At 69.7% G+C, this 16,555-nt stretch carries 13 protein-coding genes; 9 read left to right on the plus strand and 4 right to left on the minus strand.

Features of this window, described 5'->3' with window-relative positions; all coding sequences use genetic code 11:
* Positions 1-68 precede the first annotated feature (68 nt).
* The 5 genes from J3473_RS18240 to J3473_RS18260 all read left to right on the plus strand — a co-directional run bounded on the left by J3473_RS18240 (position 69) and on the right by J3473_RS18260 (position 8,310).
* Entirely contained in the window at positions 69-377 is a 309-nt protein-coding gene (locus tag J3473_RS18240; protein ID WP_207025237.1) for a metal-sensitive transcriptional regulator, read from the plus strand.
* A 71-nt stretch (positions 378-448) separates the two neighbouring features.
* Positions 449-1,075: a DUF4396 domain-containing protein gene (locus tag J3473_RS18245; RefSeq protein WP_207025238.1), complete on the plus strand. Its 627-nt coding sequence runs from the start codon at positions 449-451 to the stop codon at positions 1,073-1,075.
* Between the two features lie 869 nt (positions 1,076-1,944).
* Positions 1,945-3,882 carry a hypothetical protein gene (locus J3473_RS18250; RefSeq protein WP_207025239.1) on the plus strand — a complete coding sequence of 646 codons (1,938 nt, stop codon included), beginning with the start codon at positions 1,945-1,947 and terminating at the stop codon, positions 3,880-3,882.
* Between the two features lie 2,636 nt (positions 3,883-6,518).
* Positions 6,519-7,211, plus strand: a complete 693-nt coding sequence (locus J3473_RS18255; protein ID WP_207025240.1) for a hypothetical protein — start codon at positions 6,519-6,521, stop codon at positions 7,209-7,211.
* Between the two features lie 730 nt (positions 7,212-7,941).
* Positions 7,942-8,310 (plus strand): ANTAR domain-containing protein, encoded by a 369-nt coding sequence (locus J3473_RS18260; RefSeq protein ID WP_207025241.1) that lies wholly within the window; start codon positions 7,942-7,944, stop codon positions 8,308-8,310.
* A gap of 65 nt (positions 8,311-8,375) precedes the next feature.
* Here the strand turns inward: J3473_RS18260 and J3473_RS18265 are convergent, their stop codons facing one another.
* The 4 genes from J3473_RS18265 to J3473_RS18280 all read right to left on the minus strand — a co-directional run bounded on the left by J3473_RS18265 (position 8,376) and on the right by J3473_RS18280 (position 13,285).
* Positions 8,376-8,801: a helix-turn-helix domain-containing protein gene (locus J3473_RS18265; RefSeq protein ID WP_207025242.1), complete on the minus strand. Its 426-nt coding sequence runs from the start codon at positions 8,799-8,801 to the stop codon at positions 8,376-8,378.
* The gene (gene efeB, locus J3473_RS18270) at positions 8,798-10,099 is read right to left on the minus strand and encodes an iron uptake transporter deferrochelatase/peroxidase subunit (RefSeq protein WP_207025243.1); all 1,302 of its coding nucleotides are present in this window, start codon (positions 10,097-10,099) and stop codon (positions 8,798-8,800) included. The genes J3473_RS18265 and efeB overlap by 4 nt, the downstream gene beginning before the upstream one ends.
* On the minus strand, positions 10,096-11,229 hold the full coding sequence (gene efeO, locus J3473_RS18275; protein WP_207025244.1) for an iron uptake system protein EfeO: 1,134 nt from the start codon (positions 11,227-11,229) through the stop codon (positions 10,096-10,098). The genes efeB and efeO overlap by 4 nt, the downstream gene beginning before the upstream one ends.
* Positions 11,230-11,860: 631 nt before the next feature.
* Positions 11,861-13,285, minus strand: a complete 1,425-nt coding sequence (locus J3473_RS18280; protein WP_207025245.1) for a hypothetical protein — start codon at positions 13,283-13,285, stop codon at positions 11,861-11,863.
* 530 nt (positions 13,286-13,815) lie between these two features.
* On the opposite strand from J3473_RS18280, the gene J3473_RS18285 reads away from it, so the two are divergent.
* From J3473_RS18285 to J3473_RS18300, 4 genes are all read left to right on the plus strand, one after another.
* Entirely contained in the window at positions 13,816-14,643 is an 828-nt protein-coding gene (locus tag J3473_RS18285) for a hypothetical protein (RefSeq protein ID WP_207025246.1), read from the plus strand.
* A 472-nt stretch (positions 14,644-15,115) separates the two neighbouring features.
* Positions 15,116-15,433, plus strand: a complete 318-nt coding sequence (locus J3473_RS18290) for a helix-turn-helix transcriptional regulator (RefSeq protein ID WP_242525958.1) — start codon at positions 15,116-15,118, stop codon at positions 15,431-15,433.
* Complete coding sequence (locus J3473_RS18295; protein WP_207025247.1) at positions 15,430-15,915, plus strand: SRPBCC family protein; 486 nt, start codon at positions 15,430-15,432, stop codon at positions 15,913-15,915. The genes J3473_RS18290 and J3473_RS18295 overlap by 4 nt, the downstream gene beginning before the upstream one ends.
* The gene (locus tag J3473_RS18300) at positions 15,912-16,550 is read left to right on the plus strand and encodes a maleylpyruvate isomerase family mycothiol-dependent enzyme (protein ID WP_207025248.1); all 639 of its coding nucleotides are present in this window, start codon (positions 15,912-15,914) and stop codon (positions 16,548-16,550) included. The genes J3473_RS18295 and J3473_RS18300 overlap by 4 nt, the downstream gene beginning before the upstream one ends.
* Positions 16,551-16,555 lie beyond the last annotated feature (5 nt).

The raw sequence follows: 16,555 nt of genomic DNA on the forward strand, positions 1-16,555 counted from the left end.
CAACAGCCTGCGCCTGCGCACCTTCACCGGCGCCACCACCCAGCCCACCGACACCCCCGAGGACCCCCATGCCTGAGCCCAGCAGCCCCGAGCACCACCACGGCTACATCAGCGAGAAGGACGGCTACATCAACCGGATGCGCCGCATCGAGGGCCAAGCCCGAGGCATCGCCCGGATGATCGAGCAGGAGCAGTACTGCATCGACATCCTCACCCAGATCAGCGCCCTCAACCGGGCCCTCGAAGGCGTCGCCCTCGGCCTCATGGACGACCACCTCGCCCACTGCGTCCTGGACGCCGCCCGCGCCGGTGAGGACCAAGGCGCCGCCAAGCTCAAGGAAGCCTCCGACGCCATCCGCCGCCTCGTGCGCTCCTGACCACGCCCGACCCCACGCATGCCGACGCACTCGCGCCGGGACGCCCCCACCACTCATCCCCGGGAGGACCCATGACCAGCCACGCAGAGCCGGCGCCCACCCCCACCGGCCACGACCACCACGGCAGCCACGCCACCGGCGGCGTGGCCCGCATGGCCGTCAGCGCCACCCTGCACTGCCTGGCTGGGTGCGCCATCGGCGAGATCGCCGGCCTCATCATCGGCACTGCCGCCGGGCTCGGGAACGCGAGCACCATCGTCATCTCCGTCGCCCTGGCCTTCTTCTTCGGCTACACCCTCTCCACCCTCCCCCTGCTCAAGGCCGGGCTGGCCGTCGGCACCGCCCTGCGCGTCGTGCTGGCCGCCGACACCGTCTCCATCGCCACGATGGAGGTCACCGACAACGTCGTCATGGCCCTCATCCCCGGCGCCATGAACGCCGGCCTGGTCAACACCGTCTTCTGGGTCGGCATGGCGATCTCCCTCGCCGTCGCCTTCGTCGCCGCCTACCCCGTCAACGCCTACCTGCTCAACCGCGGCAAGGGCCACGCCCTCACCCACGAGTACCACGACGCCGCACCCGCCCACGGAGCACGACGCCTCATCCCCACATTCAGCACCGGCGCCCTCGTCGCCACCCTGACCGCGTTCATGCTCGGCGGCCTCGTGGTCTCCATCGCCGACAGCATCGGATCTTAATCTGAACCAGACCACAGGTTCGAGTCCTGCCGGGGGCGCATCCCATCGTGGCGTCTGACCTGCAAAGACACCGAATCGTGGAACAGTGCGTGCCTTAACCTTGCCCCAACAGTAGGCCTCGCAACCGCGTCGCTCAGGCGGGACTGCCGCACTGACAAGTGACAGGTCAGGTTGGCACCCATCGGCGCAGCAGTCCCCCTGGCACTCGAAACTCGCCCGGACCGAGCGGAGCGCCTGCACTTCCCTCGATGTCGCCGCATCACACGAAACGCGGCGGCGCCCCGCCCGACCTGGTGGTCGGACGGGGCGCCGTAGTGTCGGTTCGGCGGCCGTGGCGTCAGCTCCCCCTGCGGAGCCGGCCAGGCCGCCTGGCCGTGAGTCCGGTCCACCGCGAGCCCCTGCGCCCTTGGTGGTTCGTCCTTCCTCACCGGTTCCGCCCTGCACGGAGTGGGTGAGTACTGACCCGAACTGCTGGATTCACTTGTGGTCCCGAAGACTTCTCGGGTGGCTTCCCTGCCAAGCCCTGTGGGCTGTCGCAGACCGGATTTCGTCGGGCCCCTGCGACCCTCTGTCCTGCCTTCTGCTGACCGTGACTTTACCCTTCCTTTACCCGTCGCGCTGGGCTTTGGGCAAGAATCCCGCGGACCGCGACGAGTGAAGAGGTCGGCCATCTCGCCGAGCTCGCCGGGTCTTGCGGCCACCCCTCTCTGAGCAACACGGAAGCCGCAGCCCCCCGGCAAGGCTGCCGCGCTTGGGCGAGTCAGTAGCGGCACTGGACAGATGCCGGCAGCACGTCCACTCTTAGGAAAGCAAGTTTCCTAAATTGCTCCGTCACTCGTTCGGAGCGACCCCACCAGTGGGAGGCCTCCGTGACCACAGTCCTCGCGGTCGTCGGCGCATCTGTGGCGGGCGAGTCCGCCTGGGACGCAGCGCAACTGCAGCGCATCGTCGACCTCAGCCCTCCCGGCACGCCTGCCTCGCAGCGCATCAGCGTCATGGACTTCTGGGAGGAGTGCGCACACGGGATCCTCGGTCCAGTCGACGTCCGGTCGGCCACGGTCACGCTGCCGGCGGAGCACCAACACTGGGGGGCGGTAGCTGGCGGAGACCGCTCATCCATGACCGGCCTCGTGACGGCACTCGCCACCCAGACAGCGAGCTTCGCAGGTGCCGACCTCCTCCTCGTCGTCGGGACGAAAGCCGCGACGAGGGCCTTCGCCACGACCGTGCGTCACGGCGACCGAGACCTGCAGGCCGCCTACGTCGACCAGGTCGCTACCCCAAACACCACCATTGCCCACGAGGTCGGACACCTTTTCGGCTTGCAGCACCCCTGGGGGCTGTTCACCCCAGCCGACGGAGGTGTGATCTCGCCGGAGTACGGATCGCCGACCTGCATCATGGGCATGGCCTACCGCGACCCGAAGGTCTGCATCCCGCTCCCTGCGGTGGTCGGTGGACCACCCGCCGCGAGCGCCACCGGCACGCCGACTCCCTACTACTCGCGCGGAGGCCCACGACTCTCCTGCGCGGAGCTCGTGGCCGCCACCCTGCGGGCCGGCGAGCAACCGGATCGGCGCTGGCCGGTCGAGACGATGCCCGTGCGCGGGGGCCTGTCGCTCATCCTCACCGACCGACCCGGCGGCCCAGGCGCCTTCCCGGCAGTCGTGCGATTTCCGGACACCCAAGACCTTCTCATCCTCGAGCTGCGATCCGGCCGTGCCTGGGGTGGCGTGGCCTGGGACGGACGCCTGCGGCTCGACCCCACGGACCGGGACGTCCTAGACTCGCCGGCCGTCGTGGTGCACCGCATCCAGACCATCCCTGCCGCCCACACCACAGGGCGCGGCGACCTCCCGCTCAGGGCCTGGTTCCTGGGAGCCATCACGGTACCGGCACGACTCGACGCCGACCTGCACGTGACCGGGAGCACCGACGCCATGGTCGGGCTCCTCGCGTACGACGCCGACTCGTGCACCGCACACGTCCGGGTGACCCACCAGGTCGACGTCCTCCCGCCCACCTGCCGGGTGCAGCTGACGGATTCCCCCGACGGACCAGCCACCCGCGGACCCGCCGGACCCATCCTGGTCGACGACCTCGGCCCGACGTGCAGCGAGAGCGGCACCTATGACGCCGAGTGGGTCCACCAGGACCACGTCCTCCGCGCCACGGCGAAGACGACCGGACTGGACGGCGTCGACCGGGTGGAATGGCGGATCGGTGGCGTACGCATCGGCTGGTCGAACCTCGGAGATCCCCCGACCACCACGACCGTCACCCTCCCCGACCTGCAGCTCGAGGTCCCCACCGGCTACCGGCGATGGGCGTGGGAGCGTCACCCCCTGACGGTCACGGCGAGGATGACTTGGGACCAGCTGGAGGTCCGCGTACCCGGCGGGCTCGGCCGACTCCCCCTCCAGTTGACGGCACACATTCGCTCGACGGACGGCTCGGCGAGCGCCACCGGGTGGGCCCGCGTCACGCTCGACGCACGACGCCTGTCCTTCGCCAGCTGGGCACTGCGCTCCCGCCGCGCGGAATGCGATACCCACCGTGCACGGCTAGCCGCCGTATGGCTCGACGCGGCACGCCGCTACCCCGACCTCCTCCACGGGGCGATGATCAAAGGGGAGGTGCGCATCCCCGCGACCGACTGGGGTGACGCTGAGTGGGACCGTCTCCAGGAGCAGTTGCGGCTCACGCGTCACCTGCCCGACGACGTCGGGTCCCTCGTGGGCGTCCGCGACGCCCGGCCCGGCCCGGGCGTCGCCCTGCGCTCCACCCTGCGACCAAAGCTTCCCTGACGCCGGCCGCCAGAAACGCGCGGACTTCGGGTGCGCCGAGCACGTCACAGCCGCCACCCGGCGCGAACCGAGAATGGCCGACGACAAGCTGCGCAGTCGGAGCAGCCCGCTGCTCGCGAGTCAAGCCCAACGGCTACGACGCCGGCTGAGGGAGAAGGACTGCGACGAGAGGCAATTTCCGCACCGGCAGAAGTTGCGAGGCATTCACCCGCCTGACGGCATCTTTGGCCTGCAGGGCACCTCGTAGTCCGGGTACGACGCATCCACCCGCTATTGGCCCGTCCACCACGACGAGCTGTGGCTATCCGCCGACGCCGGCACCGCCTCATTCGACGACCAATCGAACTGGGCCGACGAGCCAGGCTGGATCACACGCACCTCGAGCGCGCCCTGACCACCGACCGCACCGCCGGCACCTCGCCGCTCACGCCTGACCCATCACGCGCTAGCACGTGAGCCTCTCCCCGAGGCAGGGGCCCGCCTTCCCCTTGAGCCGCTGCCCGCCTCTCGCGGGGGCGGACTGCGACGAGCGAAGGCATCGGGCAGCCGGAAGGGACACCGCCCCCCAACCCCGCTGCGAGACCGCGCTCCTTGCATGCGGCGACGATTTCGAATTTCTCCAAGATCGATGGTCTCCGTCCCAGACCCCCACATAGGTCCGCCCCCACCGTCGTTGAGGCGAGGGTGGGGGCGGCTTTCGTTGTCCCACCTTCACAGTACGCAGGACGGGATCACAAACCCTCCAAACAGGGGCGGAGGTTTCGGCCGCGCTGGCTCGACAGCCTGGTCGCGCCGTAATGCGGGCGCCCTGGGCGTGATCCGCCCCAGACCCCATCCACCCACTGTGGTGCGCCCGGGGGTCCTGCAGCTGTCGAGCATCCCGACGCACCGGGGATTGGGGACGAAACACCGGACTCGAACCCCCGGGCACGTCTCAGACGGTACCCCCGCGGCTACCTGCCCCGTTAGCCCTTGGGCAGATCCGCACGGACGACGAGCACTCGCTCGTCCTGCTGGGAGGACACGCCCCGCCGCACGCAGGGGCCGGTCGCGCCGAGCGAATCAGTTGGGAGGCCGGAGGGGGTGTCTACCCCCAACATCGCCGCGCGTTACCAGTCACCCCTGCGTGCTCACCGAATCATGGCACCAGGCCATGGCAGACGCCAGCGGAGAACCTGGAACACCGGCTGACGGACCGGTCCACCGGCGACGGGCACCATGCACCTACCCTCGCGTCATGACAGACGACCAAGGCGCGTGGGTGCATCGCGCGTTCATCTGGCGCCCAGCGCTGGGTCCGGTCGAAGCCTGGGCGGACACTCTCCGCGACGATGGGTGGGAGCCCGAGGTTGAGGCGGGTACACCTCACCACGACGAAGACGGACGAGCCCTGATCGTGCCCGCGCGCCGCTGGTTCGCAGACCCCTGGCACATCCCGCCGCGGTAGGGAGGCGACGCCGCCCTCTGTTGGACGACGCCGCCGGTGAGGCGGTAACCGTGGGAGCGGCGACGAAACGATGGCGCGTCTTCCTTCCGGCAGCCCACAGCGCTCACCTCATAGATGGCCCCGCCATGCAGGCTGTACCGTCCTGCACAAGGGCTCCGAGAATGAGCGGGAGGAGGTGCAGATGGACAGCTACAAGCCGCCGCTCCTTACTGTCCGGGATGCGACCGCTCAGCTGCAGATGCCTGAGTCCACGCTTGACCTGTGACGGCGCGCCGACGGGCAGTTCGAGCCCTCGTTGCATTCCGTGCCTTCGGAGCGTCGCCGTTGGCCGCGGGCGCCGTTCGCAGGGCTGATCGAAGCGTGCGTCCTGCGCACCTTGCGGGAGGATGGGGGCCCGTGGATGAGATCCGCGGCATCGCGGCCCTGACGCGAGCGGACTTCGTCGACCCGTCGCGCTTGCCACTCCAAGGATCGCGAGCGAGGGGGTGAATGACTGCTTGCAGGCCGCGGACGGCACGCTGGTGAACCAGCATGGCCAGGGCGACATCCGCCAAGTCATCGCTTCGCACTTTCAGTTGTTCCGCTGGGAGACTGAGGGCGAGCCTCGGCAGTTGCGGCTTTCGCAGTGCCGGGCGAGTGCCCCAGTGATCATTGATCCGCGCTTCACGTGGGGTCGCCCCACGATTCAGGCATCCACGGTGGCAATTTCGGCGGTCGTCGAGCTCTGGCACGCGGGCGAGTCGAAGAACCTCGTCGCCGAGGAGTTCGACCTCAGCCCCGATGCGTCGAGGACATCCTCCGGGTCGCCGCCTGCGTACGTCGTCGACCGGTGCCTGGGAGAGGTGACGGCCGGCAGGCTCAAGGGGAGGACTCGAGGCTGCATCTGCTGTCAGACGTCTCCCCGAACGACGCCTCGGACGTGGCGGACGAGGACTGGATCGCCGAGGGTTCCATCGGTCGTGAGTTCTGCTGAGGAAGGACAGAGCCACCCCGTATCGCGCTTCACAGATCGGAGCCCTCACCCCGGGCGGCCCGATCCTCCGCTTGGCCCGGCAGGACCTCACGGTGGTCGACATGGTCTTAGCCGTCGGCACCGCCCGGCCAGCGATCAAGCACAGCGTTGCCTTAGATGGAGGCGGCTTCTGGCACCTCTACCGGGCGGGAAGATCGAGCGGATGTGGCTGCAAGCATGACCCACGACCGTCACCCGGAGCTTGACTGGCTCGCGCGACGTCGCGCCGGTGAGTCGGTCCGACTCATCGCGCAGCGGGCCGGGGTGTCGCCGTGGGAAGTGACGAAGGCGACGAAACGCTTCGGGCCGTTCCCACCCGCGGATCGGCAGCTTGGCCGGACGTACCTGACCACCTTCCTGCTCGAGGAGCGGCGCCAACGGTGGATCGCGGACCGTCGCCGTGGCGTCCGTGTGAAGGAGATCGCGGAGCGGGACCGCGTCAACCACCAGACCGTCACGCGCGCGACCAGCGACTGGGGCCCCTACCCCGCCCGGGAGACGGTGGAGGCGTGGGTGGAGGCGCGCCAGCGTCGGCGTCCGCTGGGGGCGATCGCCTTGGAGTTCGGTGTGTTGCCGGCGACAGTGCAGCGCTTCACGACGCCCCATGGTCCGTTCCCCCGCCCGGCGCAGGTGCCGGATGGGATCGAGACGCGCGAGTCGATCGCCCGTCGAGCAGGGGTGAGCGACTCGGCCGTGCGGAAGTGGCGGCACCTGCCTGACCCGGACTGGGTCACGGCGAAGGGGCGGCCGGTGTGGCTGTCGTCGACGATCGACCGGTGGCTCGACAGCGAGGCGCTGCCGCGCTGCCACGTGTGCGGCGCGCGCCCCGTGTCTCTGACCTTCCACCTCGGCTACCGGCACGGCCAGTAGCCGAGGGTCATCCGCCCCCGCCCTCAAGCGGGGGCGGACCCCCTCGCTGACCCCGAACGATGCGCATGTCAGGGCCCGGCGAGAACCTCCAGAACAGGGCGGAGGTACCGCCCGGACGGCACCGACGTCGGTGACTCTGAAGGGTCAGCGCGGGTCACAGGACACTCGCGCCCGACCTGGGCCCACCCAAAGGCGATGGAAGACCGTAGCGCCGCGACGAGCCGGAGCGCTAGGTGTTGTCCAACCCTGTGCGGCGGTGTCCTTCCCCCTGCGAAAGGACACCGCCCACACGGAGGGAGGATCGAGGCAACCGGCTCACGAGCCGCTCGCGAGGGCCGACCAGCCTCGTCGGGTCCCTCTGTGCAGGTCAGAGTATTCACCCACTGCGACCGCTCGGAAAGGTATCCGTGCAGGTCAGAGTGGGGGAACCCGCCGCCGACATGAGCGGGCCGCCCTCCCTGCTCGAAGGCGGCCCGCGCACGCAGGGCGGGCGCGGATCCCGGACAATGGGGGCCAGAGGGGGTGATCGACCAGCCCATCCCGTCGCGCTTTTTCTCGCCCTGCGTGCTGACTTCAGGATCGCAGGTCAAGCGCACCGCGGCTAGCCCCCCAAGGGCGTTCTGCGCCTCACAGAGCACACATACTGCCCACAGGGGAAGCGGCGTCGTGCGGCGCCGCCGCGAGCGGCCGGGGCGTTGCCCCACCACTTGGGGAAGTCCACAATGGCGTTATGACCGGACAGCCCCCAGGGCGCGGCCATGACGCCGACGCCATAGACCAGCTCCTTGCCACCGTGGCCCGGAACAGCGCCCGCCTGGACGCACTCGAGAGCCAGGTCACCGATGGGCAGGAGCAGATCGCTGAGCTCCAAGCCCAAGGCCTCGTCAGCACCCAGCAAGCCGAACAGCTAAGGCACGCCCTGTGCTCTTCTCGCAGGATCGGCGCCGCCATCGGCATCGTGATGGCACGCACCAACGTCACCGAGGAAGCCGCGTTCGACGCCCTGGCCCAGGCCAGCATGCGTACCAACTGCAAGCTTCGCGACCTGGCCGACCGCATCGTGGAGACAGGCAGCACCGAAGTGCTGCACGTACCCTGAGCGAGCACAAGCCCGCACCCACTCAGAGTTCGGTTCGTCCCCGCGTGGCCGCGAGGGGGTCGACGTCAGTCACTGGTGCTGGTCAGCGCTGACGCGAGCACGGCGTGCACCTTCCCGACGCGCACCGTCGGCAACCGGCCGGCGTCGATCAGCTGCAGGACGCGCTGGCGGCTGATGCCGAGCCGCTCCGCCGCCTCGGCGACGGAGACGAGCTCGGGCACCGGGGCCCAGCCGGCGCGCTCGTCGCGCATCGCCTCCGTCTGGACGGTGACGGCGAGCACCTCGTCGTCGACGGCCTGAGCGAGGATGGCGAGCCCGGTGGCGGTGGCCTGCCGGAGGTCGTCGGCCGGGAGGGTGATGACGGCGACGAGGTTGCCAGTGGGTCCCACTCGGACCGTACCGCGCCAGGGCGCGAGCGCGTCGATCCACGAGTCGGCGACGTCTTCGCCGTGCGCGGTCATCTCGGCCTCGATGACGTAGTGGGAGGTCACGCTTCTGCTCCTGTCCATGGTGATGATGGGGCGAAGAGCTGCGCTCCCCAGTCCTGCCCGTCTTCGAGTCCGTGGGGGCAGGCGAACAGGGCTGACCCGGTGTGTTCGATGTACTCGTTGAGCCGGTCGGCTCGTGCGAGGGCGTGCTGCATGGGGACGAACTGACGCAGCGGGTCCCGCATGAACGCGATGAAGAACAGGCCGGCGTCGAGGTGCCCGAGTCCGTCGGACCCGTCGGTGAAGTTGTAGCCGCGGCGCAGGATCCGCACGCCTCCGAGGTGTGAGGGGTGGGCCAGCGCGACGTGTGAGTCGACGGGGATGAGCTGCTGGCCGTCGGCGGCCTTCGCGGTGAAGTCGGGCTCGTCGAGTTCCTTGCGGCCTCCGAGGGGTGCTCCGAGCTTCTTGTCCCGACCGATGGTGTCCTGCTGGTCCTGCAGGGTGCTGCGGTCCCACACCTCGATGTGCATCCGGATCCGGCGGGCGACCAGGTAGGAACCGCCGGTGAGCCACGCCGCACCACCTTGGGCCTGTGCCGGGGCGACCCACACGTGCTCCTCGAGGTCGGAGGGTGCTTCGGCCTTGATGTTCGCCGTGCCGTCCTTGAAGCCGAAGAGGTTGCGTGGCGTGACTTGCGTGGTCGAGGTCGAGGAGGTGCGGCCGAACCCGAGCTGGCTCCACCGGACAGCGACGACACCGAAGCCCATCCGCACGAGGTTGCGCACCGCGTGCACCGCAACCTGCGGGTCGTCGGCGCACGCTTGCAGGCAGAGGTCGCCCCCGCACCGAGCCGGGTCCAGGTCGTCACCAGCGAACGGCGGCAGCTCACGCAGCGCCTCGGGACGGCGATCGGCGAGGCCGAAGCGGTCATCGAAGAGACTCGGGCCGTAGCCGATCGTCACGGTGAGGTTGGCCGGGGCGAGGTCGAGGGCCTCCCCGGTGTCCTGTGGCACCCCGTACGGGCCGCCGCCGACCACGCCGCCCGGGGCCGCCTCCGCGCCGGCCGTCATCCGCTCGGCGGCGCGAGTCCACGCCGTCAACAGCTCGCGCAGCTCCGCCGGGTCGTCGGTGACGACGTCGAGGGCGACGAAATGCAGGCGGTCCTGTGCAGGGGTTGTGATGCCGGCCTGGTGCTCGCCTCGGAAAGGCACCACCCCGGCGAGGGCCTCCAGGCTGGTCTGTGCGGCATCACCGGCCGGGCTCGGCCGCGATGCCCACTCGACGCCGGCAGCCGCCCCGGCCAGTGCGGCGCCGGCTCCCGCGGCAAGAACCGACCTGCGGGTGGACCCGTCGATGCTCACCCCTTGGCGACGACGCCGGCGACCGTGGCGACCGGCTCGGAGAACGCGTCGAGCGCCTCGGTGAGCTTCTTGACGTCGGAGGGAGCCAGCTCGGGATAGGAGACGAAGCCGTCGCCCGAGCGATACGTCTCCAACAGGTCGCCCAGCGCCTTGCCTCGGGTGTCGATCGTCGCAACGAGCGCAGGGTCGGCCTGCTGCAGGAACGGCCGCAACGCCTGGATAGCCGCCTTGCTGCCCTCGAAGTTGGCCTCGAAGTCCCACAGGTCGGTGTGGCTGTAGCGCTCCTCCTCGCCCGTGATCTTGCCGGTGGCGATCTCGTCGAGCAGAGCCTTGGACCCGTTCGCGAGCTGCAACGGGTTGAGCTGAACCGTCTTGGCCTTGGCGACCAGCTCGGTGACGTCAGCCAGCAGGCGGTCGGCGACCTCGCCGGAGTCCTTCTGCAAGCCAGTGCTCCACAGGTCCTTCTCGAGGCGGTGGTAGCCGGTGAACGCCATGCCCTCTTCGAGGACGTCCTCACGGCCGTCGATCTTGGGGTCCAGGTCGCCGAAGGACTCGGCCACGGGCTCGATCCGCTCCCAGTACGAGCGAGCCGTCGGGTAGAGCGCCTTCGCCTTCTCGGCATCTCCGGCCTTGACCGCGGCGACGAACGCCGTGGTCTCCTCGAGGAAAGCGTCGGCCTGGCTCGCCACGAACCGCTGGTACTCACCGCTGGCCGCCTTCAGGTTCTCGTCGTCGGTGCCGGGCGCCGCCGAGGCGCCAGTGACGTTGAAGTCGGCGCGAATCCCGTCACCGACCATGCCCGGCTTGCACGCGGTCTGGTAAGTCCCGGACCGGCCCAGCTCGATGTGCACGGTGCGCGTGTCCCCCGGGCGGATGTTCTCGGCCTCCCCCATGACCCGGTCCCCCTCGGCGTACACGTAGAACTCGTTGACCTTCGTTCCTGAGTTGGTGACGGCGAACTCCACCGTTCCGGCCGGTGCCTGTGCGGCTGATACCTCGCACGCGGTGTCGGTGGCCTGGACGGCGATGGCGCCGGTGCTGGCGCCGTCTTCGGATCCGTCGGACGAATTCGAACACGCAGCCAAGCCAAGCGCGAGGAGAGGAACGATGAGGGCAGGCGAACGGCGCACTAAGTGGACTTTCTGAAAGGGTCTCAGTCAGGACGAATCCCACCCCGAGGCCGATTGTTAGGTACACCTAAGTCAAGTGGGTTAGGTTCCCCTAAGTCAAGGAGGTACCCCGGGCACGTCCCCCAATCCCTTGGCGATCGCATCACCAAGGGTGCGGTCCGACGACGGCACGACATCGAGTCCTCGGCGCAGGCGTTTGCCGCCTACCCGTGGCATACCTGGGCGGACGGCGCAGCCGGTGGTGAGGTCGTCTCAGTGGTCCGAGCACTGTCGGTCGGAGGTGCCCCATTTGCTCTATACGGCGCACCGCTCTGCGTTGTCGACGCGTCAGGCGACGACCGTGGCGCGGTGCCGGGCCGCACCGCAGCTCACGGCCGGTAGGACGGATCTGACGGTGCCGGGCGGATGCGCCGGACGAAGTCAGGATCGGTGGATCGGGTTGGCCTCATCACCCGGCGGGGCGGAGGAAGAGTTGCGTCGAAGACCGAGCACCTCAATCCCCAAGATGGACCACTCAGCCTTACGGGCCGGGCGTCGCCCAGTCCACTGCCGCTCGTGCTGGTTCGCCTTCACGTCCGGAATCTTGCCCTGACTGCACGGCACGTTCGCGATGTGAACGTCCCCCTGCCGCCTAGCGAGAGCGGCCGACCACCGTCAGTGGCGTCGCTGGGGGCGACGGCACCCTGTTGGCCAGCGCCACCCGCTCACCGTGGGCGGCATCAACTGATTCATTGGCCAGCGGTATCGAACTCAGGAAGCCCACGAGTCGTTGCACGTGCACGGCGCGGTGAAGCAGCACGTCACGAAGTTCCACGGGCAACGCCACCCTTCGGTCGGCGGCCACGCTGACGGGCGCGACGACCGCGCTCAACGAGCCGCGCGGTGCGGTCCTGTCGACTCGGCGTGCGAGGTCTCGCGCCGCGCGTGCGGACAGCTCGAAGGGTTCACCCACCACGGTGTCCACGACCGCCGTGGCGAGGTCGACCTGCGCTGCGACCGAACCGGTCAGCGCGGAAACCACATCCGCTCTCGTCGCCTGGCGGATTTGCGCCGCGCTCGCCATCTCCGTCCCGATCGTGAGCACGACCGAGAACGCGGCGATGAGCTCTGCGCCCGCGGCAGCCAGTTCCGGCGCGATCGCTCGGTCCGCGACGTCGGTCGCGGTGCGCACATCTGCATGCAGGGTCTGCCACGCCGCCGCGGCGGCGGCCAAGCCTGCGTCGATCTCCGATGTCATCGACGTGGCGCCGTGCCGTCTTGCATCGTCGACGGCGGCGAGAACGGTACGCGTCATGGTGGTCGCGGCCGCCTGCACCCCACTGATCTCCAGCAACGTGCCCAGATGCGGCGAGCGCGCCAACGCGCGGTGGGCTTCGAGATCCCAGCGCCCCAGGGCCGCTTCGATCCGGCCGGGACGCGGGTTCTCTACGCGCTGGCCCGCGAGAGCTGCTGGATACACCCGGTAAACGGGACCTGCGAGCATGCGCTCCGCGGACTCGAGCCGACCATCGGCGTACCGAAGCGCCGCGAGCCGGCGCGATCGGACGCGGGTGGCCGCGCCCGGCCGAGCCCGAACATCCGCGGCATCCCGCCGCACGGCCAGCAGCGCCGCGTGAGTCCCCACATACAGGGTGTGCAGGACGCGTGCTCGCACCGCCGCCGCGTCGGCAGCGACGTCCGAGCGCCCGAGGGCCGGCTGTCGCCATCCACGTTGCACCCGGTCGTGCACTTCGACGAAGACATCGCTGATCGCGACGAGCCGCGGATCCCCCACCCCCGAATCCGGCCAGCCTCGTTTCAGGAGCTGCGCGTGCAGTGCGTCACTGACCAGCCGAAGGCGCTCGGCCACCTCGTCCACGCGGACCGGGTCCGCCCACCCCCGGCCGGTCGGCGGACGTGTGGCGGCCATCAGCTCCTGCCCCGCCTGCACCATCTCCGGCCATGCCCGCACCAGCTCATCCGCTGACAACCGATCGGGCTCGGTCAGCAGCTCGCATACGTCCCGGTCGCACGCGGTGAGCAGCTCCCCGACGCTGCGCGACTCCTGGGCCCTCACCGACCCACCGCCTGAGCGAGAGCGAGGAGATCGTCCATTGACGAAGCACATCGTCGGTCCAGCCGACCTCGTGGCAGCCTCGCGACGACCTCACGCAGGTCGCGGGTCAGCTCGGCGATACCCAACCGAGGTGTCGCACGACGGTCATCCGCCGCGGGCCAGCCAACGAGCAGGGCAACGTGGGCCGCCAGGTGATGCGCCTGGCAACTGACGATGTGCCGCCGGACATCCTGCGGTCCCTCGACGCGTGTCGCCTCGTCACCCAACGCCTCCAAAAGAATGACCAATCGGGTTTCGATCCCCGCCTCCACGGTCGCCCCGGCCAGCAGCCGAAGCGGCGCCGTCGACACAGATCGTGAAGTCATGACTCCCAAGGGGTGGAACGCAGCTCAGGTGGACGCCGGCGCCCGTCAAAGACCGAGGCCACTCGGCCTTTGCAGGGGGGCAGACACGCTGACGGTGCCGAGGAGGACCGTGGAGAGCACTTGGGTTCTCCTCCGCTGGAGGCCCACAAGCCGCTGGAGGTAGCCATGACCATCACCCGCGTCCGGCGCGCCCTGCTCGAGGCTGTTCCGCTCATGTCGGGCGCAGCGATCTGGCTGTGCGTGCTGCCGCCCCTCCTGGCGCGGATCGGAACCTTTGCGGTAATCCCTCTAGCGGTGCTCGCACTGTCGGTCGCGGCGGGCCGCCACGAGCGGCTCAGCGCCTACTTCGCCGGCGGCCGCACGCCCACCCCCGACGAGCAAACACTGCTCGCTCCAGCCCTGACACTCATGTGCCGCGCTCAGCACGGACCGCCCATCGTCACCCTCCTGGTCCGACGTGGTGACCGGAACCTGACCGCAGACACGTCAGGACGTCGGACGGTCATCGCGCCCGGAGGCCTCCTCAACGCTCTGGCCCGCGGGACCATCAGCCCACCCGAAGCGGCCGCCACACTCATCCACGGCGCCGCCACAGTCCTCTCCGGTCATACCCGGCCGCGGCTGCTGCGAGCTGTCGTGCGCGCGCCGTGGGACCTGCTCGCCGGCGGTGCGGCTGCCACCGTTCGCGCGCTGCCAGGCGGTCCACTCATCTGCGGCATGTGGCACCTGCGCGCCCTCCCAGGCGGGCTCGCCGTCACGAACTCCGCCCTCACTGGGCATCCGGTCATGGCTGTCGTCACGGCCGTCATCGTCGGCCTCTCGTACGGGTGGACGTGGGCACGCTCCACGCCCTCACGGCCGCAACCCACCCCCGGTGACCAGGCGCTGGCCACCCTCGGCCTCAGCGATGCTCACGAACGACTCATCGCCGAAAGCCGAGCGCTCAACGACGGGCGCTCTCCCGCCGTGCCACGCCTGTCAGTCCTGGGCTGACGGGGCTGGGGTCTCCGCAGATGTCGGGTCGCCATCGACCTCGACCACCAGAGCCAAGCGCGCGGCACGTCGCAGGCGCACTGCCTCGGCTCCGCCCAGGAGACCACCACACCACCGCAGTGCCTCCGTCAGCGACAGCCCCTCGCTCTCCGTCAGACCGGCCAGCGCCGCCGCCGCGCGCGCCTCCGCCGCCGCAACCGCGACGTCCCGCTCACGCAGGGCGACCGCCACCTCGACGCCCAAACGACTACACCGGGCGTCCTTCGCCGCGCGCTCCGCACGCCACGAGCTCTGACCCTCCAACGCCGCCCGGCGCGCCCGCTGCTCATCATCCCGACGTCCCATCACCACACCTCCACCACACAAAGCACCCGTCACTCGCTCGGTGGACGCAGGGCCTAGCAGCCATGCTCAACGGACCTCGCCTGTAGCCACTGGCGCCTTTGTCAGGTAAGTGCTAACTTACGCGTTCGTGAAGACTAACGCGTGGGACGCGTGGACGCTGCTCGGTGACCCCAGCCGGCGCGCGATCATCGAGCGGTTGTCTGCCGGCTCGTGCACGGTCAAACAGATTGCGTCGACCATGCCGATCAGCAGACCGGCAGTGAGCCAGCACCTCAAGGTGCTGCGGGACGCGGGCGTCGTCCACGACGCCCCCTCGGGGCGGACGCGCGTCTACAGCATCGATGCGGCACGGCTGGAGCGATACCGCCGCGAGCTAGACCATTTCTGGGCCGGCGCCTTGGGGACGTTGGCCCCGCCCGCGACGCAGGAGAAGGGAGCCGGATGAGCATCGAACTTGACGGGTCGGTCCGCCACGAGGTCGTCGTCGACCTGCCGCAGGAGGAGGCCTTCCGGGCCTTCACGGACATGGACCGGATCAAGCCGCGCGAGCACAACATGCTCGCCGTCCCGATCGAGCAGACCGTGCTCGAGCAGCACGTCGGCGGCGACGTCTACGACCGCGGCATCGACGGGAGTCGCTGCCGGTGGGGGCGGGTGCTGACATTCAATCCCCCGGCTGTCCTCGCGTTCAGCTGGGACATCGGCCCGGACTGGCAGGTCACGTCCAACCTCACCCGCACCAGTGAGGTCGAGGTCACCTTCACTCCCGACGGCCCGGACCGCACGACCGTGGTGCTCGTCCACCGGCATCTCGAACACCATGGCGAAGGGTGGCAGGGGATGCGCGACGGCGTCGATGTCGACGACGGCTGGCCGCTGTACCTCGCCCGGTACCAGGCCTTCACCGCCGAGGAGGCGCCATCATGACTCGGCCGGACCTCATGGCGATGGCCGAACAGGAGCGTTTCGCCCTCCTGTCGCTGGCGCGCAGCCTGACCGAGAACCAGTGGGACTCACCGTCGCTCTGCGCGTTCTGGCGGGTTCGCGACGTCGCGACGCACGTTGTCAGCTACGACGAGCTCTCGACGCTCGGCACGGTCGGGACGTTCCTGCGCGGCGGCCTCCGACCGGGTCGGGTCAACGACGTCGCCCTCCACCGGTACCGCGATCTGAGCACCGAGGGACTGGTCGACCTGCTGGCCCGCACCCAGCGCCCACATGGGCTCCCCACCGGCTTCCGGGGTGGCATCGCCCTGACCGACGGCACCATCCACCACCAGGACATCCGCCGCGCCCTCGACCTACCGCGCACCATTCCCGGGAACCAGCTGGCGGCCGTCCTCGACTTCTCCCTCACCGCACCGACCCTGCCCTCGAAGGACAATCGCCGTGGACTGCGGCTCGTGGCCACCGATCTGGACTGGTCGACCGGTGAGGGACCCGAGGTCGTAGGGCCTGCCGAGGCACTCCTCATGGCCGTCGCTGGTCGACCGCACGCCCTCGCCGACCTCGGGGGCGAGGGGCTCCCGACCCTCCGGCGACGCGTCGGCCGCTCGGCCTGAGCCCA

This window comes from Phycicoccus sp. DTK01, from assembly GCF_017312765.1.
GTDB classification, from domain to species: Bacteria; Actinomycetota; Actinomycetes; order Actinomycetales; family Dermatophilaceae; genus Phycicoccus; species Phycicoccus jejuensis.